The sequence below is a fragment of the Actinobacillus porcitonsillarum genome, assembly GCF_003101015.1.
Classification (GTDB): domain Bacteria; phylum Pseudomonadota; class Gammaproteobacteria; order Enterobacterales; family Pasteurellaceae; genus Haemophilus_A; species Haemophilus_A porcitonsillarum.
The window spans coordinates 1,804,490-1,828,144 of sequence record NZ_CP029206.1 but is presented as its reverse complement, the minus strand read 5'-3'; the positions used below and the strand labels follow the sequence as shown (position 1 = coordinate 1,828,144).

Below are 23,655 nucleotides of genomic sequence, written 5' to 3'. Positions count from 1 at the left end.
ATAATTGAGCTACTCCGTAGCTCTTTGTTCATTTGTAACTCCCAGCTCCAGCGGAGCTAAACTATGCGTAACCCCGTACGGCTTGCCGTGCGGGGAAAATATTTTCTTCGCCGATAAATCGCTCACGACTTTTTTGCCCGTTTTGCTTTCTAACTCTTGTAAAGCCACTTTAGCAACATTGCTGCCTTGTTCGGCGACTTTTTGATTTTCTTCAAAGGTTTCAGGGTTTACTGCTTGCGAAATATCTTTGGCCGAGGCTTCGGCTAACATATTGAGAATGAGCTCGGTATTCGTCATATTATCGCGTAAGTTTTCTTTCTTTAACCCTTTGAATTGCTTATATTCTTTGGTAGTTTTTCCGCTCCACGCTTTAGTGATAATATCGGTTAAAACGGCAAATTGCTGTCCTTCTTTCACGCCGACACGTTTCTATTCGTCCGTCAGTTCCTTACGGATTTCAATACTTTTTAAACGCTGGTTAATCCAATTTTCCGAATAGCCTAATCGCAAGTAATCCTGCATTGCTCGGTTGATGGTAAGCTCTGGATCTTGCAATTCATCTAAACGCTCACTTCCCACCTGTGCTAACCAAAGTTTAAATGGCTCAGCTTTCGGGGATGGAATGGATTGAATTAAGCGTAGCAGTTGCGGTACATCGGCTACATCGCTTTTATAAAATTTACCATCGGCAGCTTTCAATTTCAGTTGACTACAATTTGTAGCCAACTGACTTCCTTCCTTCTTAAGCCTTGTTTTCAAGACACTCCAGTATTTTCTTGGATTAGGGCTTTCCGTCAAAACTTCGATGACATCAATAATCGAAAAATACCATTTTTCTTGCACTTCGTCCCAAACGGAACGGACTTCTTTGTGTTCAAAAAGTTTAATGTCCATATTAGATTTCAAGCGGTTAAATTTTCAGAAAATTTTGCAAATAATAAAAAACTAGAAAAGGCGGGCTAGTAAGCCCACCTTACAAGTCCGTTGAAAGATTAGCCCATACGATAGTTAGGCGCTTCTTTCGTAATGGTTACATCGTGAACGTGGCTTTCTTTAATACCTGCACCGCTAATGCGTACAAATTGTGCTTTTGTGCGTAAGTCTTCGATGGTTGCAGAACCCGTTAAGCCCATACAAGAACGTAAACCACCCATTTGTTGGTGAATGATTTCTTTTAAGAAACCTTTGTACGGAATACGACCTTCGATACCTTCAGGCACGAGTTTGTCCGCTGCATTATCTGATTGGAAGTAACGGTCTGAAGAACCTTTACTCATTGCGCCTAATGAACCCATACCACGGTAAGATTTGAACGCACGACCTTGATAAAGCTCGATTTCGCCCGGTGCTTCTTCTGTTCCTGCAAACATTGAACCTACCATTACACAGCTTGCGCCGGCAGCAATGGCTTTTGAAATATCGCCTGAGTAGCGGATACCTCCGTCTGCAATTACAGGAATACCACGACCTTCTAATGCGGCTGCGGCTTCTGCAATTGCAGTAATTTGTGGAACACCCACGCCGGTCACGATACGTGTCGTACAAATTGAACCCGGACCGATACCCACTTTCACCGCACTTGCGCCCGCATCAGCAAGCGCGATAGCGCCTTCTGCGGTAGCCACGTTTCCTGCTACGATTGGTAAATTCGGGTATTTTGCACGGGTTTCACGCACACGTTGTAACACACCTTCAGAATGACCGTGTGAAGAGTCAATTAAAAGCACGTCCACACCGGCTTGTACTAAAGCTTCAATACGTTCTTCATTACCCGGGCCGGCACCAACCGCTGCACCTACACGTAAACGACCAAATTCGTCTTTACAAGCGTTTGGTTTTTGTTCTGCTTTTTGGAAATCTTTAACGGTGATCATCCCTTTTAATTTAAAGCTGTCATCAACCATTAACACTTTTTCCACGCGGTGTTCGTGCATTAAATCTAAGATTTCTTCACGTGTTGCATTTTCTTTAACGGTAACAAGGCGTTCTTTTGGCGTCATCACTTTCGATACTGGCTTGCTTAAGTCACGCACGAAACGGGTATCACGACCTGTAATAATACCGACTAAATTGCCTTCTTTATCTACAACAGGGTAGCCGGCAAAACCATTTTTCTTCACTAATTCAGCCAGTTCGCCTAACGTTAATTCAGGCGAAACGGTTACAGGTTCGGTGACGATACCGCTTTCAAATTTTTTCACTTTACGTACACGATCTGCTTGGCGTTCGATAGACATATTTTTGTGGATAAAACCGATACCACCTTCTTGTGCTAAAGAGATCGCTAATTTGGTTTCGGTTACGGTATCCATTGCAGCAGAAAGCATTGGAATATTCAAACGAATGGTTTTGGTTAATTGCGTGGAAAGATCTGCTGTGTTTGGTAACACAGTTGAATGAGCAGGGACAAGAAGCACGTCATCGAATGTTAAGGCTTCTGATTTGATACGTAATGCCATTGCAATAGTTCCTCAAATATAAAATGTGTATAGAAATTATTGCGGGCGAATTATACAGGTATTTTTTATTGTTGTAAAATAAATTCAAGCAATCGTTTGCATGTTGGATAAAAATTATCAGCATGGAAAAAACTATCACAAAAATCTAATGAATTGACTTGAATAGCGATAATTTGCCCTTATTATGGTAAACTAATAAATTCAGTTGTAATTGTTAAATATTTTTGAGAGAAAATGGGTAGAAAACGGAGTGCCAGCTCGTCTCGTTGGTTGGCAGAACATTTTAAAGATCAGTTTGTTCAAAAAGCACATAAGCAGAAGTTGCGTTCACGAGCATATTTTAAATTAGATGAAATCCAACAAACGGATCGTTTATTTAAACCGGGGATGACAGTGGTAGATCTTGGGGCCGCGCCTGGTGGTTGGTCGCAATATGCGGTTACGCAGATTGGAAGCAAAGGGCGTATTATTGCTTGTGATATTTTGGATATGAACCCAATTGTAGGCGTTGATTTTCTACAAGGGGACTTTCGTGAGGAAAGCGTTTTAAATGCATTATTAGAGCGCGTTGGCGATGATATGGTGGACGTTGTGATGTCTGATATGGCGCCAAATTTTAGCGGAACGCCATCTGTTGATATTCCTCGAGCAATGTATTTGGTTGAATTGGCTTTAGATATGTGTCGTCAAGTATTGGCACCAAAAGGCAGTTTTGTGGTCAAAGTTTTCCAAGGCGAAGGTTTTGATGAATATTTAAGAGATATCCGAGTAATGTTTACGACGGTAAAAGTGCGTAAACCGGAAGCATCACGAGATCGCTCTCGTGAAGTTTATATTGTTGCGACAGGGTATAAAGGATAATAACCAGTTTTTTTATAACATAGGGGACTAAATCTTGAACGATTTTGTTAAAAACATCGTCCTTTGGGTCGTGGTTGCTGTTGTGATGGTTACCGCATTTGAAGGATTTAATTCAAACTTTGGAAGCAGCTCAAACACTGTTGCGTATTCAACTTTTTTAAATGATATTAAATCAAATACGTTAAAAGAGGTGGATTTTAAGCGTAATGAAGATGTTATTAGTGTGACCAAAAATGATGGTTCGCAATATAAAACCGTGATGCCAATGTATGATGAATACTTAATGGCGGATTTGGCAAAAACGAACGCAACTGTAACAGGACAACCGGAAGAACGCCGTGGTTTGTTAACACAAATCTTGATTTCTTGGTTCCCGATGTTATTGCTTATCGGCTTCTATGCTTTTTATATGCGCCAAATGCAAGGTGGCGGTGGTCGTGGCGCCTTTAGCTTTGGTAAAAGCAAGGCTAAAATGTTGACAGCAGATCAGGTTAAAACCACTTTTGCTGATGTCGCAGGTTGTGATGAAGCGAAAGAAGAAGTTGGCGAAGTTGTCGATTTCTTACGTGATCCAAGTAAATTCCAGAAATTAGGTGGTCGTATTCCTAAAGGTATTTTAATGGTTGGACCTCCGGGAACTGGTAAAACACTTTTAGCTAAAGCGATTGCCGGCGAAGCAAAAGTGCCATTCTTTACAATGGCTGGTTCTGACTTTGTTGAAATGTTTGTCGGGGTCGGTGCTTCACGTGTACGGGATCTTTTTGAACAAGCAAAGAAAAATGCGCCTTGTATTATCTTTATTGATGAAATCGATGCGGTTGGTCGCAAACGTGGTGGTGCAGGATTTAGTGGTGGGCACGATGAACGTGAACAGACATTAAACCAAATGTTAGTTGAAATGGACGGTTTTGAAGGTTCCGAAGGTGTTATTATCATTGCGGCAACGAACCGTGCTGATGTACTTGATGATGCTTTAACACGTCCAGGGCGTTTTGACCGCCAAGTTACAGTCGATTTACCGAATGTAAAAGGCCGTGAGCAGATCTTGCAAGTTCACTTGAAAAAAGTACCGCTTGCAGATGATGTTGATGCGATGCAAATTGCTCGTGGTACCCCAGGATATTCAGGGGCACAATTAGCGAACCTCGTTAATGAAGCCGCATTATTCGCCGCACGTAAGAATAAACGTGTCGTGACGATGGAAGATTTTGAGCAAGCTCGAGATAAAATCAATATGGGGCCAGAACGCCGTTCTAATACGATGACTGAAAAAGAGATCATCAATACGGCATATCACGAGGCTGGGCACGTTATCGTGGGCTATTTAATGCCGGAGCATGATCCGCTAAACAAAGTAACTATTGTCCCTCGTGGTCAAGCACTTGGTTTTGCTCAGTTCTTACCGGAAGGCGACCGTGTAAGTGAAACTTTCACTAAATTAGAAAGCCAACTTTCAACCTTATTTGCAGGACGTATTGCAGAAGGTTTGATTTTTGGTGAAGATAAAATTACAACCGGTGCGTCTTCTGACATTCATCGTGCGACTCAAATTGCACGAGCGATGGTAACACAATGGGGCTTTTCTAAAGAACTCGGTCCAATCTTCTATCAAAATGAAGATGGAATGGGCGCAATCAAAGGTGTTTCAGAAGAATCACAGAAATTGATTGATATTGAAATGCGTAAAATTATCGACCGTAACTATCAACGAGCCAAACAAACGCTCGAAGATAATATGGATATTTTACATGCGATGAAAGATGCATTATTGAAATATGAAACTTTAGATCGTAAACAAATTGATGATTTAATGGCTCGGCGCCCAGTAGGTGAACCTTCAGGTTGGAATGATAAACCTGAAAATGGTGCCAACACGCCAAATTCTTCAAATACTAGCAATGAAGAGCCTGTTAAATCTGATTTGGAAGAACCTAAAATAGATGGTGAAGTTGCGGACAAATAACGTATTGTAAATATACAAAAGACCGAGTTTTATTGAAAGACTCGGTCTTCTTTATTGCTACTTATTTTACGGCATAGTAGCAAAACAATATTTTGGCAACAGTAAATTCAGTGAATTGACAATATAAGTAAAGTCTTTAAAATACGCACGGTTGGAGTTGTGAATTATTCTCAATTCCAACCGTTTTTTATATTTAGGATTTTCAATGAATTGGCAAACGGAACTCAACAACAGTTTTTATTGGCTAATTAGCTCGTTTTTTTGGGTTATTTTAGGCTTAGCAAGCTTTGTATTTTTATTCAAACGAACCGAATTAGGTTATAAATTTTGGAAAGTTGTTCAACCCTGTTGGCATAAAAGTAATAAAGTGAAAACATTGGGGTTAATTGGGCTACTTTTACTTCTGATTCTTCTAGAAGTAAGGATCAGTGTATTAAATACCTTTTTCTACAATGGGTTATATAAATCGCTACAAGATAAAGCAGTCGATGCATTCTGGTTTTTTGCCGGGATAAATGCAATGTTAGTTGTAGTCAAAATTATTCATTCCATCATCAAATATTTCTTAACGCAGACTTTTGAAATCAGATGGTTAGAAAAGCTCAATGCAGAAATGTTAGAACGCTGGTTAGAAAATAAGAACTACTATTTATTACAATACCAAAAAGAACTACCGGATAATATTGATCAACGTATTGAGCAAGATGCGACTGCATTTATTTCCGGTACGGTTGAAATGGTTAAAGGCGTGTTGAATTCAATCGTTGCTACCATTGAATTTACGATCATTTTATGGGGATTATCCGGCATTTTAAGTCTCTTTGGTGTTGATATTCCTAAAGGTGTTGTCTTTTTCATCTATATTTTTATTATTCTTGCGACAGTATTATCAGTATGGATTGGTCGTCCTCTTATCAATTTAAATTTCAATAAAGAGAGGTTGCAAGGGGATTATCGTTATTCACTTATTCGTGTCAGAGATAATGCAGAAAGTATTGCTTTTTATTCAGGGGAGGAAAAAGAGCAAGGGAATTTACGAGATAAGTTTGATTTAATTATTCAAAACCGTTGGCGTATTGTGCGTAAAATGTTGGGGCTAGATGGATTTAATACTGGGGTTACACAAATTACAATGATTTTACCGTTAATGCTACAAGCTCCCCGTTTTTTTGCCGGACAAGCAACGTTAGGGGATATGCATCAAACGGTACAATCATTTAATCGTTTAATGCGAGCATTATCTTTTTTCCGATTATTTTACGAAGAGTTTACGCTTTATCAGGCTCGTTTAAATCGTCTTTATGGCTTTTTTACGACATTAGATAAGTTAGATGAAATTCCGGCTCGTCAGCCTTACCCTTGCTCAAAAGGATTTTATCTCCATAATTTTGGTGTGAAAGATGCAAGCGGTCAGATTTTATTAAAGAATATCAATATTGAATTGCATGCAGGGGATTCCTTGTTAATTCAAGGGGCATCCGGAACAGGAAAAACGACATTATTGAAAGCACTTGCCGGTATTTATCCGTTTGAAACCTTTGGCGTGGCAGAACAGGCTTGTACAGAAATGCCTCTATTTTTGCCTCAAAGACCTTATATGCCACAGGGAACACTACGAGAGGCAATTTGTTACCCACACTTAAATGCAAGTGATGAGCAAATAAAACAAGCGATGGAAGTTTGTTGTCTGGAAAAATATGTTAATGCGTTAGATTACGATACGGATTGGCAAGCGACTTTATCACCGGGGGAATTACAACGTGTGGCTTTCGTCAGAATTGTATTAACCAAACCGGAATTGATTTTCTTAGATGAAACAACATCGGCACTTGATGAACCAACGGAGGCGATTTTATACCGTACTATTCGTCACCTCTTGCCTGAAAGTATTATTATCAGTGTAGGACATCGTTGTACGCTTCAACAATTCCATAATAAGCAAATTACCCTAGGGGATTTTAAATGTATTGAATGCCAATGTTAGAATGATTGCAAGCGGTTGAATTTATTTAACCGCTTGCAAAAAATTTATTGGCTTTTTGCTTAAATTTTTGGCATAATCTTGCCGTTTTTATTTCCAGCTTTCGGCAATAAAAACAAGGTATTTATTTTTTAACACTAAAACACACATCTATCATAAAACTGGGAATTGGGGTGCTGCTTATGCGGTTAATTTTCTAGGATAGGTGGAGGCTAAACCCCGTTCAGTCTTTCATAAGTGGCTGGACAAACAACTTTAAAGGAAAATTCTTATGGCACAAGTTTCTATGCGCGATATGCTTAACGCAGGCGTTCACTATGGTCACCAAACTCGTTACTGGAACCCAAAAATGAAACCATTCATTTTCGGTGCTCGTAATGGTGTTCATATCATCAACTTAGAAAAAACTTTACCTTTATTCAACGAAGCGTTAGCTGAATTAACTCGTATTTCAAGCAACAACGGTAAAGTATTATTCGTTGGTACAAAACGTGCAGCGTCAGATGCAGTTAAAGCAGCAGCAGTAGATTGCCAACAATTCTACGTAAACCACCGTTGGTTAGGTGGTATGCTAACAAACTGGAAAACAGTTCGTCAGTCAATCAAACGTTTAAAAGATTTAGAAACTCAAACTCAAGACGGTACTTTTGACAAAATCACTAAAAAAGAAGCGTTAATGCGTACTCGTGAGTTAGAAAAATTAGAGTTAAGCTTAGGCGGTATCAAAGATATGAACGGTTTACCGGATGCAATTTTTGTAATCGGTGCTGATCACGAACATATCGCAATCAAAGAAGCAAATAACTTAGGTATTCCTGTATTTGCAATCGTTGATACTAACTCAACTCCAGATGGCGTAAATTACATCATCCCAGGTAACGATGACGCAACTCGTGCAATCCAACTTTACTTAGATTCAGCAGTAGCTGCAATCAAAGAAGGTAAAGGTGCTAACGTTGAAGCTGAATTAGCAGCAGAATAATCGTTATCTTGAACTAAGGCATAGCCCTTAAATCTATTCGAGAGCAGGGGCTGAAAAGTAATCCCTGCTTTCTCTTATCTAAATTTCATTTCTGAGGATATTAAAATGGCTGAAATTACAGCATCATTAGTAAAAGAGCTTCGTGAGCGTACCGGCGCAGGTATGATGGAATGTAAAAAAGCATTAGTTGAAGCTAACGGCGATATCGAATTAGCAATCGATAACATGCGTAAATCAGGTCAAGCAAAAGCAGCTAAAAAAGCAGGTAACATCGCAGCAGAAGGCGTTATCTTAGCTCGCGTTGCAAATGGTTTTGGTGTATTAGTTGAAATGAACTGCCAAACTGACTTCGTAGCAAAAGATGCTGGTTTCTTAGAATTAGCAAACGAAGTTGTTGATTATGCAGCTGCAAACAAAGATATCTCTATCGAAGCATTAGCAGCACAATTTGAAGAAAAACGTGTTGCATTAGTTGCTAAAATCGGTGAGAACATGAACATTCGTCGTGTTCAATACTTAGAAGGTCAAGTGATTGCACAATACTTACACGGTGCGAAAATCGGTGTATTAGTAGCAGGTGAAGGTTCTGAAGAAGAACTTAAGAAAGTTGCAATGCACGTAGCTGCATCTAAACCTGAATTCGTAAATCCAGAAGACGTTTCTGCTGAAGTGGTTGCTAAAGAGCGCGAAATCCAAATCGAAATCGCAATGAACTCTGGTAAACCAAAAGAAATCGCAGAAAAAATGGTTGAAGGTCGTATGGCGAAATTCACTGGCGAAGTATCATTAACTGGCCAAGCATTCGTTATGGATCCATCACAAACTGTTGGCGCGTACTTAAAATCAGTAAATACTTCAGTTTCTGGCTTCATTCGTTTAGAAGTGGGTGAAGGTATTGAGAAAGTTGAAGCTGACTTCGCTGCAGAAGTTGCTGCAATGCAGAAAATCTAATTTTGTACTAGGTAACTAGGAAAAAAGCAGGTAGAAATACCTGCTTTTTTTGTTATTTAATCGCAATCATGGAGCCAAAATTAAAACATTGGAACCATAATTCAACTTGTTGGAATCCAGCCTCTTTTAAACGTTCTTTATGCGTTTCAATACTGTCTGTTAGCATCACATTTTCTAATGCAGTTCGTTTCTGACTGACTTCTAATTCGCTATATCCATTCGCACGTTTGAAAGTATGATGCAGATCGATAAGTAATTCGTTCATGGTCTCATTTTCAAATGTGAATTTTTCAGAAAGGACAAGAATGCCATGAGGGTTTAATCCTTGGTAGATTTTTTGCAATAATGCAAGGCGATCTGCACGAGGTAAAAATTGTAGTGTGAAATTTAATACCACCATAGAGGCATTTTTGATCTCAATATGGCGAATATCATCACAAAGAATTTCAACAGGAACATCAGAGTGATAAGCATTGATATGGGTTCTACAACGTTCAACCATCGGTTGAGAGTTATCTATGCCAATAATGCGGGTATTGGGGCTATTGATGTTACGGCGAATGGAGAGAATACCTGCGCCACGTGAGCATCCAAGATCGTAAACGTTTGAGTTTTCGGTCACGAAACGTTGTGCAAGCATACCAATAGCAGTAATAATGTTTGAATAGCCAGGCACTGAACGTTGAATCATATCGGGGAAGACCTCTGCGACAGATTCATCAAAGGTAAAATCGCCCAATTTTTCAATAGGGGCAGAGAAAATTGTATCTTTATTCATTTTTTATTCCTTGTCTAAAAATTTTTGAATGGCTCGTGCGACAGTTTCAGGCTTTTCCGCATGTACCCAATGTTGAGCATTTGCCACGACAAATGAAGTTGCTTTAGGGAACTGCGCTAAAATGGCAGCGCTGTCTTTTGATTGAATATAATCGGATAATCCGCCTTTAATAAATAAAGTGGGTTTATCAAAAAAGACATCTTGCCATCCCATCAGATTTTCATAATTTTGTTTAATCGCTGTGAGATTAAAGCGGAAATAATCGGGCTTTTGAGGATCAAAAGCCTTTAGCATAAATTGCTGTTCGCCTTCATTTTGTACATATTGTTCAAGCACTTTTTTCGCTTCTTGACGTGTCGCCGGTTTAGCTGCTTTGATAGCAAAAAGCCCTGCAAAATTATTGTCATGGCGATGAGTTGGGTTTTGGGTTGGTGCAATATCAATGACCACTAATTTTGCGACTAAATCGGGGGCAATATGTGCAAGTGTCATGGCGGTTTTCCCTCCCATAGAATGACCGATCACAATAACTTGAGAGAGTTTAAGCGATTCTAACAGTAATTTTAGGTCTTCAGCCATTAAACGATAGTTCATTTCATCATGATGGAATGATGCACCGTGATTTCGTAAATCAACGCGTAGAATGTTAAATTGGTCAGCAAATGCACGAGCAATAATGCCTAAATTATTTAAATCGCCAAATAACCCATGTAAAAAGACCATAGTTTGGGCATGAGGTTTTGCGGTTGCCGGTTGAAATTGATAATTTAAAAGTAAGTTTGAAGCCATAAGAATAATTTTTTATGTGTTGATCAAATTGATCTGTAAAAAGATCTTTAACTTGTATTATAATGCCTAGAATTATTTTCAACAGTAAAAATCGAGTAAAATTAAGAGGATAAGATGAAAACCATTGAAGTTGATGAGGAATTATATCATTACATAGCAAGTCGAACACAATCAATTGGCGAAAGTGCATCTGATATTTTACGCCGTTTATTACGTTTGCCATCATCGCCTCAACCTTTTGTTTTAGTTCAACAAAATACGATTGATGAATTAAAAGAATTAGTGAAACCAAAAGGTAAGCATAAAAAAGAAGATCCGATTGAAAAGGCTAAACATGAAGTTGAAATGGTGCTGACTTCAGAAACATTCGTGAATGAAACAAAGCATGTTGTTCGATTCTTAGCATTACTTTCTGCATTATATAAAGCGCATCCGGAAGGTTTCTCATCTGCGACAACAGTCGTAACAGGGAATGAACGAACATACTTTGCAAAAGAGGAAGCAGCATTATTAAGCCATGGTAATAGTGTAAAAGCAAAACAAATTCCTCATTCACCATTTTGGGTTGTAACGAATAACAATACACAACGCAAAGGTTTGATCATTACTCATGTGATGCAAGTGATGGGATTGCCATCATCTGTTATTGATCAAGTAAAAACATTCTTTTCTTAATTTGAGGCTAAATGGGCAATTTTTCATCTTTCATGAGTGAGCATTGGGCAAAAATGCAGCCACATCATACAGCTATTGTCTGGCGAAAGGGGAAATGCCCATATTTAACTTGGCTACCTGAAACTTTAAATTGGCAAAAGTTTCATCATCTTATTAAACAAGTATCCGCTTTTTTGTCCTCTCAACCTGATTTTCATTCTGCCCAAGTGATTGCTTATAGTGGTAGCTGTAAGCTGATTGGCGTGCTTTGCTACTGTGCGACCATTGCGCAAGGTAAAAAGATCTTAATGTTAAATCCGGCATTAACTTCTTCCCAACAGCAAAATATCTTAGAAGATAATGGTGTTGATATTCTGATAACCGATCAGCATTTTGCAGAGTTTTCTGAAAAACAGACCGCTTGTGCACTTTTACCATGTGATTGGTCGCAACCTTCGACCCTTACTCTCACATCAGGATCATCTGGTACGCCGAAAGCTATCGTTCATTCCGTGGAGAACCATCTTGCGAATGCAGAGGGTGTTTGCGAGTTAATGCAATTTGAGGCTGCGCATGCTTGGTTATTGAGCTTACCTCTTTTTCATGTATCCGGACAAGGTATTCTTTGGCGGTGGTTATTCAAAGGCGCGTCTTTATTTATTCATGAAGATAAAGCGGATTTTTTTGAGATGCTTTCTTTAGTTACCCATGCTTCATTAGTACCAACACAATTACAACGCTATTTAACTCAAACAACGGCTTTAATTGGGCAAAACCAAAAATGTTTGCTGGGTGGTAGTGCAATTCCACCTGAATTAGTTGAACAAGCCCAACAACGGGGCATTTGTTGTTTTTCCGGTTATGGTATGACGGAAATGGCGTCCACAATTTGTGCGGTAGAGAATGCTTTGGATAATGTCGGTCTGCCGTTAAAGGGGCGAGCCGTTAAAATTGTTGAAAATGAAATTTGGGTTAAGGGAACAATGCTCGGGCTGGGATATTGGCAAAAGGATGGGCAAATCAGACCGCTTGTGAATGAAGAGGGGTGGTTGCAAACTAAAGATCGTGGTGCGTGGAATAGCCAAGGGCAATTAGTTGTGAAAGGTAGGTTGGATAATATGTTTATCTCTGGTGGCGAAAATATTCAACCGGAAGAAGTCGAAAAAGTCCTTTTTCAATCAGGTATGGTAAAACAAGTTTTTGTTGTGCCAAGGGATGATGAAGAATTCGGGCAGCGCCCTGTGGCATTTGTCGATTTTATCGAACCATTTAATACGCAAGCGGTCGAAAAATTGCAAAATTTTGCAAGATTACATTTAGAAAAATTTAAACAACCCGTTTGCTATTTTGCCTTAAATACTGAAAATGCTCAGCAAGGCGGCATTAAAATTTCTCGGAAACAATTAAAATCATCACTTGTTCAACAACAAGTTTAGGAATTTGTATGATCAAAACAGTATTACGTTATTTTCTAATCAGTTTATGTTTATGCCAAAGCTATGTGTCGGCTGCAGAATTACCAACGGAAAAGACAATTCAACTTCAGCTGAAAGAAGCGAATAAATTAGAACAAAATGATACGACAAAAGCATTAATTAAAGATCTGGAAGATACGCAATCATTATTGTCTCAAATTACACAACAAAATGAGGATAATAATGCCTTAAATGATGAGATTAATAATGCCAAGAAAGCCTTATCTACAAGTCAAACCAATCTTGATAAGTTAAAAAATGAACAGATACCTTCAGCAGAAAGTTTAGGGAAAGACGCTTTAGCGAAGTTACAACAGTCCTCTAGTGCTATTCAATCTGAATTAGATCAGGTTCAAGCAGATTTATCGGTTATTAATGCCAAATTAGTTGCGCAAAATGCTGTGCCGGATAAAGCTCAAGCTGTATTAACGGCGAATGCCGCACGTAAACAAGCAATTAGTAGTGAATTAGCGAATGCGAATATTACGGATGCTCACAAAAATAAACTCACGACAGAGTTAGCATTACTGGATATTCAGAATACCTATAATCAAAATTTGTTGAAAGGGAGCGAAGAACTTTCAACACTTTATAACACGCAATTAGATGAGAAAAAACAAGAGCAACAAAATCTTCAGGCGGAATTAAGTGCTTTACAACAAGCAATTAATCAGAAATTAGTTGAAGACTCTAAAGAAAAGGTAGCTCAAGCGACAGAATCTTTAGAGCAGAACTTAAGCTCGGATCAAAATCCATTGATTGTAAAAGAATTGGATTGGAATGCGAAATTGAGTCAGGAGCTTCTGAATCAAACAACGAAGATGAGTGAATTATCAAATGATAACTTACGTATTAAAAGTATGTTAGATAATTTGCAACAAACCCAGCGTAACATTGATGAGCAAATTAGCTCATTACAAGGTACGTTGGTGCTATCTCGTATCATCAATAAACAAAAACAGCTTTTGCCTCAAGATCAAATGATTAAAGGCTTAGCCGACCGAATCAGTGAGCTACGAGTAAATGTCTTTGATATGAGTGAATTCAAGGATACGGTTTCTAACCCTGCTGCGTATATTGCAAAATTAGAAAGTAGCAATAAAACGCAATTTACGGAGAAAGAAAAAAATCAGCTTACAGAGGTGTTACAAGCACGAGCACAAACATTGTCTGAATTGATTAAGTCTTTAAATAATCAATTGAATTTAGCAATTAACATTGAGCTCAGTCAAAAACAAGTTCAGACCATCAGTGATGAATTACAACAGAAATTACAACAACAAAGCTTTTGGGTTAAAAGTAATAGTCCGATTGATTTAGCTTGGTTTACTAAATTCCCTCTTTCTGCCGGATTACAATTAGAAGATATTGCAAAGCAGTTTGATTTCTCGAATTGGCGAGATAATGCCTTGCCGGCAGGGTTACTCATTGCGTTATTAACATTGATGACGATAACGATTCTTCGACAAAAAGAGTCGATAAAACAGCGTCTAAATCAAATTAGTAACAGTATGAAAACGATAACAACAGATAGCCAATGGAATACGCCTTACGCTATTTTCTTGACGATCATTTTATGTTTACCTAGCACTTTTATGTTCTTAATGGTGTTTATCTTGGTAACCTATATCTGTTTCCAAGATCCATTAACGATCTGGCCTTGGGGCTTGAAAATGGCGGGTTATTGGCTCTATTTCGCTTTCATGATGGCAATGTTACGTCCAAATGGGATTGGCTATCGCCATTTTGATATGCCTCAAAAGAGCAATATGTTGTTCTTACACATTTTAAAACGTTCGGTTTGGGTCGTCGGTTTATTATTAAATACTTCAATCTTTGCGAATTCAGAAATGGGTGTGGCATATGATGTGATCGGTCAAACGATGACAATTATAGTTTTAGTTGTTACCGTATTTATTATTGCACCGGGCTTTAGAAAAGCGATTTCGACTTATCAAAATACCGTAGAACAAGATAAAAGCCCTCGTCATGTCTTATTAACGCTGGTACGCATAGTGCTTTTATTAGCCCCTATCGCTTTGATCGGACTGATTGTCATGGGGTATTACTATACTTCTTTAGTCATTATTGAGCATTTAATTTCAACTTATTTTGCCGTAACGACATGGATTATTGTCCGTAATGTGTTTTATCGAATTTTTACGGTCTCCGCCCGCCGTTTAGCTTATCGCCGTTTACAAGAAAAACGTGAACAATTAGTGGCAAAACGAGCAAATGAGACAGTAAATAATACAACGGAAGACGATATTCCGCTTGAGATTAAACAGGATGCGATTGCAGTCAGCGAAGTAAAAAATCAAATGTTGAAAATCACAGATTTTGTACTTTGGGTTGGATTATTTGCATTATTGTATTGGGTTTGGTCAGACTTAATTACGGTGGCTTATTACCTAAAAGGTGTCACGCTTTGGCAACAAAGTACAACAACCGAAAGCGGTGTGGTCATGGAATCGATCACATTACTCAATTTATTGGTGGCGGTCATTATTGTGGTGGTTACCTATGTGCTTATTCGGAATTTAAGTGGTCTTCTTGAAACATTTGTGTTTTCGAACCTAAAACTTTCTCAAGGAACACCTTATACCATTACGACATTATTGACCTATCTGTTAGTTGTATTAGGCGCTTCCTTAGCATTTTCTATGTTAGGGATGTCTTGGTCTAAGTTACAATGGCTATTTACGGCATTATCGGTTGGTTTAGGTTTCGGTATGCAAGAAATTTTCGGAAACTTTGTTTCGGGGATTATCATTTTATTTGAACGTCCGGTACGTGTTGGTGACATGGTAACGATTGGTAACTTTAATGGGACGGTTTCTAAAATTCGTATTCGAGCAACAACATTGATTGATAATGACAAGAAAGAAGTTATTGTGCCAAATAAAGCGTTCATTACAGAACGTGTTGTAAACTGGGCTTTAACTAACTCAATGACACGTTTGGTTATCAGCATTGGTGTAGCGTACGGTTCAGATTTAGACCTGGTGAAAAAATTATTACTACAAGCAGCCGAGGAAAATGACGCGGTACTCAGAGATCCTGCTCCAGCAGCGTACTTCCTCAGTTTTGGCGCAAGTACGTTAGATCATGAGCTACGTGTTTATGTTGGACAATTAAGTGATCGTACAAGAACGATTGATACGTTAAATCGCAGAATCAATCAATTATTTGCAGAAAATAACATTGATATTGCCTTTAACCAGTTAGATATTTTTATTAAAAACCAATCAACAAATGAAGAAGTAAAATGGTCAAGTGAACAACTTGATATTAAACGTTAAAGTGGATTTATTCATTTATGCAATTTTATAGACGGTTTTTTATTATTTTATTATGTATAGCGTTTTCGCTTCCTGTTAGGGCAAGTCAAAGCCAAAATCAGGTAGCGGAAACGAGTATTCGTAATCAAATTAGTGCATTAAAGACTGGGACGTTAGACGCAACCTCAACGGATTCGCAAGCCCAAAATTTAGAAGCGACATTGCGTTTTGTCGAGCAAACTAAAAAGCAAAAGCAAGATATGGCAGCATTGGAAAAACAAATTTCAACGTTGCCACAAGAGGTTATTGCCCTCCAAAATAGAACAAAAGCTTACAAAGAAGAAAGTGATAGTCTTTCGGAGAAGACTTATGCAACACTTTCCTTGGATGCACTAACGCAAAAACAAAATGAGCTTGAAGCAGCATTACAATCGGCACAAGTAAATTTTGTTGATTTAGATACTCGTTTAGCAAATAGTCGTAATTTATTAAAAAATAATCAAAAATTATTAGATGAGAATTTGGCTCGCATGCAAGAAATCAATCGAGTCAAAAATACAACTCAATCTAATCAATCTTTGGTGGATAAATGGAATGCTGAGTTAGCATTTCTTGAAGAAAACAACCGTTTTAACGCATTATTAAGCAATAATGCAGAAAAATTGATTTCGCTAGATGAGGCAAAACGCAATGAAGCGATTGCAAAACAACAACTGATTCAGAAACAGCTTTCTATTCTACAAGAAACCTTAAATACAAAACGTTTAGAGGATTCCCAACAAAAAGCACAAGAAGTGGCTAATCAAACGATAGCAAGTAGCATTGAAAACTATCTTATCAAAGAAGAATTGGAAGATAATCAATCACTTAGCCAATTTTTAGTTCAGCAGACTCAAAAGCTAAATGCACTATCTCGTGATGATTTGCGAATGAAAAATGTGTTGGAAGGCTTAACACAAACACAACGCAACATTGATGAACAGATCAGTGCGCTTCAGGGCACGTTGGTTCTGTCTAAAGTAATCAATAAGCAAAAACAAGCGCTACCCACAGAGAGTTTTAACAAAAATCTGGCGAATTCAATTTCTAATGTTAGGGTACATATTTTTGAGTACTCACAGCAACGGGATGAGCTTTATAACATTGATGACTATATTAAGAGCATTACAGAGCACCTTGAAGAGTCCTTAACGGAAGAAGAGAATCAAGCACTCAATAAGATCCTAAAAGAGCGTCAGCAACTTTTAGATGAGATTATTAAATCATTAAATAGCCAACTGAATATTTCGATTAACATTGAGAATAATCAGAAACAGTCCATGGCAATTAGTGATGCATTGCAACGGAAACTTCAACAGCAAAGCTTCTGGGTAAATAGCAATAATCCATTTGATTTAAATTGGATTAAAACATTTCCTTCTCTTGCATTTGCTGAAATTGCAGAACTAGCAAAGTATGTGAGTTTTGATAACGTGCATCAAAACTTGCTTCAAATGCTGGTATTTACGATAGCTTTTTTGTTTGTCTCTTTCTTACTAAATTGGAAAAAACAAGCAATAAAAGACCGCTTGGCATTCATTGCAAGTAGAGTCAATACGCTAAAAAATGATAGCCATTGGTACACACCAGAAGCGATGTTCTGGACGATTTTATTGGCACTACCAAGTACGTTAATGTTCTTGGCGGCCTATTCCTTAGTGGCATTTTTATTTCTCCACGATCCTATTTCTGCATGGCGATGGGGATTACGTCTAACGCTTTATTGGTGGTTCTTTGCGACAGTACTTTCATTATTGCGTCCAAATGGATTGGCTTATCGCCATTTTGGCATGCCACAAGAAAGTAATCGCATCTTCCAACGTATTATTAAACAATCTATTTGGATTGTTGGATTATTATTGGTGTCATCTATTCCATCACAGGTTGATACGATTGGTTATACCCATGATGCCATAGGGCAGGTCATGTCTATTATTGCGTTAGCATTGTGTCTATTTGTGGTAAGACCGTTGCTAAACAGGGGGATCAAAGAGTATCAAAATGCGAAAACGGAAGATGGTTCTAAGCGTAACATTAGTTTATTTAAGCTCTTACGATTGATCTTAATTGTTGCGCCAATCTCGCTTATCGTGTTGATCCTATTAGGGTATTACTATACGGCGGTCTATTTAATTACGCATTTGCTTAATAGCTACTTTGTCATTCTCTTTTGGGTATTTGGGCGCTATTTTGCTTATCGTTTTGTTAGCATTTCGGCACGCCGATTAGCGTATCGCCGTTTACAGGAAAAACGCCAAAAAATTCGTGAACAACAAGCCACAGATGCTCAATCAAACAGCAAAGAGGATGCCAAAGAAGAAGAAACAATTAAGTTATCGGTCGTCAATCAGCAAATTTTCCGCGTAACGGATCTGATTGGTTGGGTTGTCTTATTTGCTCTACTTTATGTGGTTTGGTCCGATCTGTTGAGTGTCGCCTACTATCTAGATGGTGTGATACTGTGGGAAAGCAATGATGGTACTCAAGTAGATTCTGTCACATTACTCAACTTAATGAGAGCATTACTCTATGTGATGGTTACCTATGTGTTAGTGAAAAACATTGCGGGGATTTTAGAAGTCACCTTCTTTTCTCGTATGCGGCTTTCAAAAGGTACGCCACAGACGATCATTACCGTATTAACGTATATTATTATTACCATTGGTAGTGTTTCGGCATTCTCAGCTTTAGGGATTTCGTGGACAAAAATTCAATGGATCTTCACGGCGCTTTCCGTCGGTTTAGGTTTCGGGGTTCGTGAGATTTTTGGTAGTTTTGTTTCGGGTTCTATTCTACTCTTTGAAAGACCGATCCGAGTTGGCGATAAAGTGACCGTAGGGCAATACACCGGTATTATTACGAAAATCCGCTTACGTTCTACCACATTACTGAATTCAGATAATATGGAGGTCGTGTTACCAAACCAAGCATTTGTGACAGATCGCTTTATTAACTGGACACTAAATAATACGATTACACGCTTGCAGATTTTGTTTAAAGTTAGTTACGATACCGACTTAGAACGAATGAAAGTGTTATTATTACAAGCTGTTTCGGAAGCACCGAAAGTATTAGCGGAGCCGAAAATGGAAATTAACTTGCTCCGTTTTGGCGATAACGCTTTAGAACACGAGTTATTAGTGTTTGTCGGGGAGTTAGGTGATCGTACCGAAACGATGAATTTCTTACAATCTCGTATTAATCAACTTTTCCGTGAAAATGGTATTCAATTTGCCTTGAATCAATTAGATGTTCATTTACACTCATCAGAGAATGAACCTCAACAAGCGGTTAAAATGGTCGAAAATTTTGCAAAATAACAAAAAGGAAAAAATATGGCAGGCAACAGCATTGGACAACTTTTTAAAGTAACAACATTTGGCGAATCGCACGGCATTGCATTAGGGTGTATTGTGGATGGCGTTCCGCCGAATATGACATTAAGTGAGGCAGATATTCAACCGGATTTAGATCGTCGTAAACCGGGAACATCTCGCTATACCACGCCTCGCCGTGAAGATGACGAAGTACAAATTCTTTCAGGTGTTTTTGAAGGAAAAACAACCGGAACCAGTATTGGGTTAATCATTAAAAATGGCGATCAACGTTCTAAAGATTACGGCGATATTTGCGATAAGTTTAGACCGGGACACGCTGATTATACCTACCAACAAAAATACGGCATTCGTGATTATCGAGGCGGTGGTCGTTCTTCTGCACGTGAAACGGCAATGCGTGTAGCGGCGGGAGCGATTGCGAAAAAGTATTTGCGTGAGCAGTTTGGTATTGAGGTTCGAGGTTATCTTTCTCAAATCGGTTCGGTTAAAATCGATCCGAAAACCGTAGCTGAAGTAGATAAAATTGATTGGCAACAAGTGAATAGCAATCCGTTTTTCTGCCCGGATCCAGTTGCAGTTGAGGCTTTTGATGCGCTCATTCGTGATCTGAAAAAAGAAGGGGACTCCATTGGCGCAAAATTAACCGTGGTGGCAGAAAATGTCCCTGTTGGATTAGGTGAACCGGTTTTTGACCGCTTAGATGCAGATTTAGCGCACGCTTTAATGTCTATCAATGCCGTGAAAGCGGTCGAAATTGGTGATGGTTTTGCAGTTGTTGAACAAAAAGGTAGTCAGCATCGAGATGAAATGACGCCGGAAGGTTTTTTATCTAATCACGCCGGTGGTATTTTAGGAGGTATTAGCTCCGGACAGCCGATTATTGCTAACATTGCATTAAAACCAACATCAAGCATTATGGTGCCGGGAAAAAGTGTCAATCTCAATAATGAAGCGGTGGAGTTAGTCACGAAAGGACGCCACGATCCTTGTGTGGGTATTCGTGCCGTGCCGATTGCAGAAGCGATGATGGCAATCGTGTTGCTTGACCATCTATTACGATTTAAAGCACAATGCCGATAGGCTAAATGGTTTAAAGATAAAATAACCCGCAAACAAGCGGGTTATTTTTTGTCTAAATTTGCAAATTATTGAGGAATAATGATTGCTGGATCGAGTGGTGCCTTGATTTCTTCAATGATTTTTTTCAATCCATAATCATCTTTATCCGGTTGATTACTAAATAAATCAACGTCTTTATTTAATAATGGGTTTTCAATCCCGATCCATTTTCCAATGCCATCCGTAAAGTTGAGCCCCGATTTAAAAACATGGTATTCATTTCTTTGTGTATCGTCGCTTGAAATTTTAAACAGAGGGATATCGTAATGTAATTTACTCTTGCCGCTACTGTTGTGAATAGTGATGTTATCTTCCGAAATATCATGGGATAAACCGTGATCAGAAAAATAAATCATCGAAAAAGAACGCCCAGTCGAGGCTTTATTTTTCTCTAAGGCTTCATAAACACGTTGAATGACCTCATCAGTTTTTTTGATGGAAGAAACATAACAGTTTACGTTAAAAAATTTCTTCGGCAGTTTTTCATCATCAAACATTTTTGGGTAATCCGTTAAACGGTCGCAAGTAATAGGATGAGAACCATATAAATGTAAGACAATAAAGCGTTTTTGTGTTGCAGGTTGTTCAATGGTCTGAACGAACTTGGGTAACAATTCAAAATCGCTGATATTTTGGTTGAGCGAATCGCCAGCCTTTGTGAAGATTTTGACGTCGCTCTTATTGGCTAGAGATGAAATCGGTGTATCAAATTGCCCTAAATACCCTTGATTTGAAATCCAGTACGTTTTAATACCAGCTGATTTAATGAGGTCGATCATCGAAAGCTCATAGTTGCCTTCCCATGTTTGCGTATTTGGCTTGGTTAGCATGAGTTTTAATGAGGCGATTGTATTTGTGCCACCAGATGTAAATCCGTCAATCAGCGTGCCTTTAGCATGGCTCATAAATGGCGTATTCTCTGCCGGATAGCCATAAGCGTGGTGATAATCTTTTCTCGCACTTTCGCCAATAATTAAGACATAATCATCGTATTTTGCATTAGCAGAAAGTGTAGAAGATCCCCATTTTGACTCAATGGAAAGATGATTTAAAACATCCAGCTCTTTCTTCACTTTCATACTTTCATCATAAAAAACATGAAAGAACTTAAGTGGAGCGAGGTAATACAAACCAAAGAGAATCGCAAAGAGTACAAAGCTTTTATTTCTCAAAGGTTTAATATCCAATATATTGGTAATTTTTCGATAAAAAATGACCGCTAATAGCATCGCAATCGCAATCACGATATTGAGAGGATCAAGCTGTTGGAGAAATTCTTTACTTTCCATCATATCGGTCGCAAATACAGAAGCGATATATTGGTAAGTAGGACGACCAAAAGCAAGACCGATCGGGGTATAAAACATATACCCCAATGTAATTGGTAATAATAGCAAGTAATAAGTCCACTTAGAACTTGCTAACGTTATGATTAAAATGGCTCCTAAAATAACTTCGGGGACGCTAGGATGCTCAAAAAAACCAGAGCCTTTGAGCATAAAAAAACTTGCAAAAATGGCTAAGCCCAGTGCGAAAAATATCCCAAAAAGTTTCTTATTTTGCATAGATTAAAATTTCTCTATTTCTAGTTTAGACAGATTGTTCTATAATAACGTAATTTTGTGTTTAGTCCATACAAACAGAGGCAATTAAAATGAGCAACCCTATTTATAAACGCATTTTATTAAAATTAAGTGGCGAAGCTTTACAAGGCGAAGAAGGCTTTGGTATCGATCCTTCAATCTTAGATCGTATGGCTCTTGAAATTAAAGAGTTAATCGAAATGGGTGTTGAAGTGGGAGTCGTTATCGGTGGCGGTAACTTATTCCGTGGGGCAAAATTAGCTAAAGCAGGAATGAATCGTGTTGTTGGCGACCATATGGGGATGCTTGCTACTGTAATGAATGGCTTAGCAATGCGTGATGCGTTACACCGTGCAGAGGTGAATGCGAAACTTATGTCTGCATTCCAATTAAACGGGATTTGCGATACTTATAACTGGTCTGAAGCGATCAAAATGTTACGTGAAAAACGCGTTGTGATTTTCTCAGCAGGAACAGGTAGTCCATTCTTTACGACCGATTCAGCGGCTTGCTTACGTGGTATCGAAATTGAAGCCGATGTTGTCTTAAAAGCAACAAAAGTAGATGGCGTGTATGACAAAGATCCAGCTAAATTTGCTGATGCGAAATTATACAATCAATTAACTTATGCCGAAGTCATTGATAAAGAATTGCAAGTTATGGATTTAGCAGCCTTTACTTTAGCACGTGACCACGCAATGCCAATTCGTGTATTTAATATGGGTAAACCGGGTGCGTTACGTGAAGTTGTAACAGGCACAACCGAAGGCACAATTATTGCTTAATGTTTAACAAATTTTAATTGATGAAAAGGAAAAGAAATCAATGATCAATGAAATCAAAAAAGATACGCAAGATCGTATGGAAAAAAGCTTAGATGCTTTAAAAAGCCATATTTCTAAAATTCGTACAGGGCGTGCACAACCAAGTTTATTAGACGGTATTCAAGTTGAATACTACGGTTCTGCAACACCATTACGCCAAGTCGCAAACGTGGTTGCAGAAGATGCACGTACATTAGCGGTAAACGTTTTTGACCGTTCTTTAATCTCAGCCGTAGAAAAAGCGATTTTAACGTCAGATTTAGGCTTAAACCCATCTTCTGCTGGTGCAACAATTCGTGTTCCACTTCCACCATTAACAGAAGAACGTCGTCGTGATTTAATCAAGATCGTAAAAGGCGAAGGCGAACAAGGTAAAATTGCAATCCGTAATGTACGCCGTGATGCGAATGATCAAATTAAAGCATTGTTAAAAGACAAAGAAATTAGTGAAGACGAAGAACGTAAAGCACAAGATGAAATTCAGAAAATTACTGATAGCTACATCAAAAAAGTAGATGAAGTGCTTGCAGCAAAAGAAAAAGAATTACTTGATTTCTAATCAAAAAAATCAGTTAAAG

Annotated in this window: 16 protein-coding genes and 1 pseudogene; 12 read left to right on the top strand and 5 right to left on the bottom strand. The window is 38.4% G+C overall.

Features of this window, described 5'->3' with window-relative positions; genetic code table 11:
- Window positions 1-9: 9 nt before the first annotated feature.
- Together DDU33_RS08785 and guaB are read right to left on the bottom strand one after the other, a co-directional pair.
- Window positions 10-894 (bottom strand): annotated as a pseudogene (locus tag DDU33_RS08785) (BRO family protein).
- A gap of 98 nt (window positions 895-992) precedes the next feature.
- Window positions 993-2,459 (bottom strand): IMP dehydrogenase, encoded by a 1,467-nt coding sequence (gene guaB, locus DDU33_RS08780; RefSeq protein ID WP_005817800.1) that lies wholly within the window; start codon window positions 2,457-2,459, stop codon window positions 993-995.
- Between the two features lie 234 nt (window positions 2,460-2,693).
- Between guaB and rlmE the strand changes: the two genes are divergently transcribed.
- The 5 genes from rlmE (at window position 2,694) to tsf (ending at window position 9,197) form a co-directional block, all read left to right on the top strand.
- Window positions 2,694-3,320 carry a 23S rRNA (uridine(2552)-2'-O)-methyltransferase RlmE gene (gene rlmE, locus DDU33_RS08775; RefSeq protein ID WP_108924780.1) on the top strand — a complete coding sequence of 209 codons (627 nt, stop codon included), beginning with the start codon at window positions 2,694-2,696 and terminating at the stop codon, window positions 3,318-3,320.
- 34 nt (window positions 3,321-3,354) lie between these two features.
- Entirely contained in the window at window positions 3,355-5,283 is a 1,929-nt protein-coding gene (gene ftsH / locus DDU33_RS08770; protein ID WP_005817795.1) for an ATP-dependent zinc metalloprotease FtsH, read from the top strand.
- A 205-nt stretch (window positions 5,284-5,488) separates the two neighbouring features.
- Window positions 5,489-7,267 (top strand): ABC transporter ATP-binding protein/permease, encoded by a 1,779-nt coding sequence (locus DDU33_RS08765; RefSeq protein ID WP_005817793.1) that lies wholly within the window; start codon window positions 5,489-5,491, stop codon window positions 7,265-7,267.
- A gap of 268 nt (window positions 7,268-7,535) precedes the next feature.
- The gene (gene rpsB, locus DDU33_RS08760; protein WP_005823792.1) at window positions 7,536-8,246 is read left to right on the top strand and encodes a 30S ribosomal protein S2; all 711 of its coding nucleotides are present in this window, start codon (window positions 7,536-7,538) and stop codon (window positions 8,244-8,246) included.
- A gap of 105 nt (window positions 8,247-8,351) precedes the next feature.
- A complete protein-coding gene (gene tsf / locus DDU33_RS08755) occupies window positions 8,352-9,197 on the top strand; it encodes a translation elongation factor Ts (RefSeq protein ID WP_005817788.1) in 846 nt (281 codons plus the stop codon).
- A gap of 52 nt (window positions 9,198-9,249) precedes the next feature.
- Here the strand turns inward: tsf and cmoA are convergent, their stop codons facing one another.
- Window positions 9,250-9,975 (bottom strand): carboxy-S-adenosyl-L-methionine synthase CmoA, encoded by a 726-nt coding sequence (gene cmoA / locus DDU33_RS08750; protein WP_005817786.1) that lies wholly within the window; start codon window positions 9,973-9,975, stop codon window positions 9,250-9,252.
- A 3-nt stretch (window positions 9,976-9,978) separates the two neighbouring features.
- Window positions 9,979-10,764 carry an alpha/beta fold hydrolase gene (locus tag DDU33_RS08745; protein ID WP_108924779.1) on the bottom strand — a complete coding sequence of 262 codons (786 nt, stop codon included), beginning with the start codon at window positions 10,762-10,764 and terminating at the stop codon, window positions 9,979-9,981.
- A gap of 114 nt (window positions 10,765-10,878) precedes the next feature.
- On the opposite strand from DDU33_RS08745, the gene seqA reads away from it, so the two are divergent.
- From seqA to aroC, 5 genes are read left to right on the top strand one after another with little or no spacing between them, the layout of a single operon-like run.
- Window positions 10,879-11,439 (top strand): replication initiation negative regulator SeqA, encoded by a 561-nt coding sequence (seqA, locus tag DDU33_RS08740; protein WP_005817783.1) that lies wholly within the window; start codon window positions 10,879-10,881, stop codon window positions 11,437-11,439.
- A gap of 11 nt (window positions 11,440-11,450) precedes the next feature.
- Window positions 11,451-12,854, top strand: coding sequence for an o-succinylbenzoate--CoA ligase (menE, locus tag DDU33_RS08735; protein WP_108924777.1), 1,404 nt, complete (start codon window positions 11,451-11,453; stop codon window positions 12,852-12,854).
- A gap of 8 nt (window positions 12,855-12,862) precedes the next feature.
- Window positions 12,863-16,195: a mechanosensitive channel MscK gene (mscK, locus tag DDU33_RS08730; RefSeq protein ID WP_108924775.1), complete on the top strand. Its 3,333-nt coding sequence runs from the start codon at window positions 12,863-12,865 to the stop codon at window positions 16,193-16,195.
- A 17-nt stretch (window positions 16,196-16,212) separates the two neighbouring features.
- A complete protein-coding gene (mscK, locus tag DDU33_RS08725; protein WP_108924773.1) occupies window positions 16,213-19,533 on the top strand; it encodes a mechanosensitive channel MscK in 3,321 nt (1,106 codons plus the stop codon).
- Window positions 19,534-19,548: 15 nt separating this feature from the next.
- Window positions 19,549-20,631, top strand: a complete 1,083-nt coding sequence (aroC, locus tag DDU33_RS08720; protein ID WP_005817776.1) for a chorismate synthase — start codon at window positions 19,549-19,551, stop codon at window positions 20,629-20,631.
- A 65-nt stretch (window positions 20,632-20,696) separates the two neighbouring features.
- On the opposite strand, the gene DDU33_RS08715 is transcribed toward aroC, so the two are convergent.
- Entirely contained in the window at window positions 20,697-22,235 is a 1,539-nt protein-coding gene (locus DDU33_RS08715) for a phosphoethanolamine transferase (RefSeq protein WP_108924771.1), read from the bottom strand.
- An 89-nt stretch (window positions 22,236-22,324) separates the two neighbouring features.
- On the opposite strand from DDU33_RS08715, the gene pyrH reads away from it, so the two are divergent.
- Complete coding sequence (gene pyrH, locus DDU33_RS08710; RefSeq protein ID WP_005817773.1) at window positions 22,325-23,038, top strand: UMP kinase; 714 nt, start codon at window positions 22,325-22,327, stop codon at window positions 23,036-23,038.
- 40 nt (window positions 23,039-23,078) lie between these two features.
- Entirely contained in the window at window positions 23,079-23,636 is a 558-nt protein-coding gene (gene frr, locus DDU33_RS08705) for a ribosome recycling factor (protein WP_005817771.1), read from the top strand.
- Window positions 23,637-23,655: the final 19 nt, after the last annotated feature.

What these genes read in the sequence shown, in the direction of transcription:
- DDU33_RS08715 (WP_108924771.1), bottom strand. Translation starts at nt 22,235, where the DNA reads ATGCAAAATAAGAAACTTTTTGGGATATTTTTCGCACTGGGCTTAGCC.
- tsf (WP_005817788.1), top strand. Translation starts at nt 8,352, where the DNA reads ATGGCTGAAATTACAGCATCATTAGTAAAAGAGCTTCGTGAGCGTACC.
- guaB (WP_005817800.1), bottom strand. Translation starts at nt 2,459, where the DNA reads ATGGCATTACGTATCAAATCAGAAGCCTTAACATTCGATGACGTGCTT.
- cmoA (WP_005817786.1), bottom strand. Translation starts at nt 9,975, where the DNA reads ATGAATAAAGATACAATTTTCTCTGCCCCTATTGAAAAATTGGGCGAT.
- mscK (WP_108924773.1), top strand. Translation starts at nt 16,213, where the DNA reads ATGCAATTTTATAGACGGTTTTTTATTATTTTATTATGTATAGCGTTT.
- mscK (WP_108924775.1), top strand. Translation starts at nt 12,863, where the DNA reads ATGATCAAAACAGTATTACGTTATTTTCTAATCAGTTTATGTTTATGC.
- pyrH (WP_005817773.1), top strand. Translation starts at nt 22,325, where the DNA reads ATGAGCAACCCTATTTATAAACGCATTTTATTAAAATTAAGTGGCGAA.
- seqA (WP_005817783.1), top strand. Translation starts at nt 10,879, where the DNA reads ATGAAAACCATTGAAGTTGATGAGGAATTATATCATTACATAGCAAGT.
- DDU33_RS08765 (WP_005817793.1), top strand. Translation starts at nt 5,489, where the DNA reads ATGAATTGGCAAACGGAACTCAACAACAGTTTTTATTGGCTAATTAGC.
- rlmE (WP_108924780.1), top strand. Translation starts at nt 2,694, where the DNA reads ATGGGTAGAAAACGGAGTGCCAGCTCGTCTCGTTGGTTGGCAGAACAT.
- frr (WP_005817771.1), top strand. Translation starts at nt 23,079, where the DNA reads ATGATCAATGAAATCAAAAAAGATACGCAAGATCGTATGGAAAAAAGC.
- menE (WP_108924777.1), top strand. Translation starts at nt 11,451, where the DNA reads ATGGGCAATTTTTCATCTTTCATGAGTGAGCATTGGGCAAAAATGCAG.
- aroC (WP_005817776.1), top strand. Translation starts at nt 19,549, where the DNA reads ATGGCAGGCAACAGCATTGGACAACTTTTTAAAGTAACAACATTTGGC.
- DDU33_RS08745 (WP_108924779.1), bottom strand. Translation starts at nt 10,764, where the DNA reads ATGGCTTCAAACTTACTTTTAAATTATCAATTTCAACCGGCAACCGCA.
- rpsB (WP_005823792.1), top strand. Translation starts at nt 7,536, where the DNA reads ATGGCACAAGTTTCTATGCGCGATATGCTTAACGCAGGCGTTCACTAT.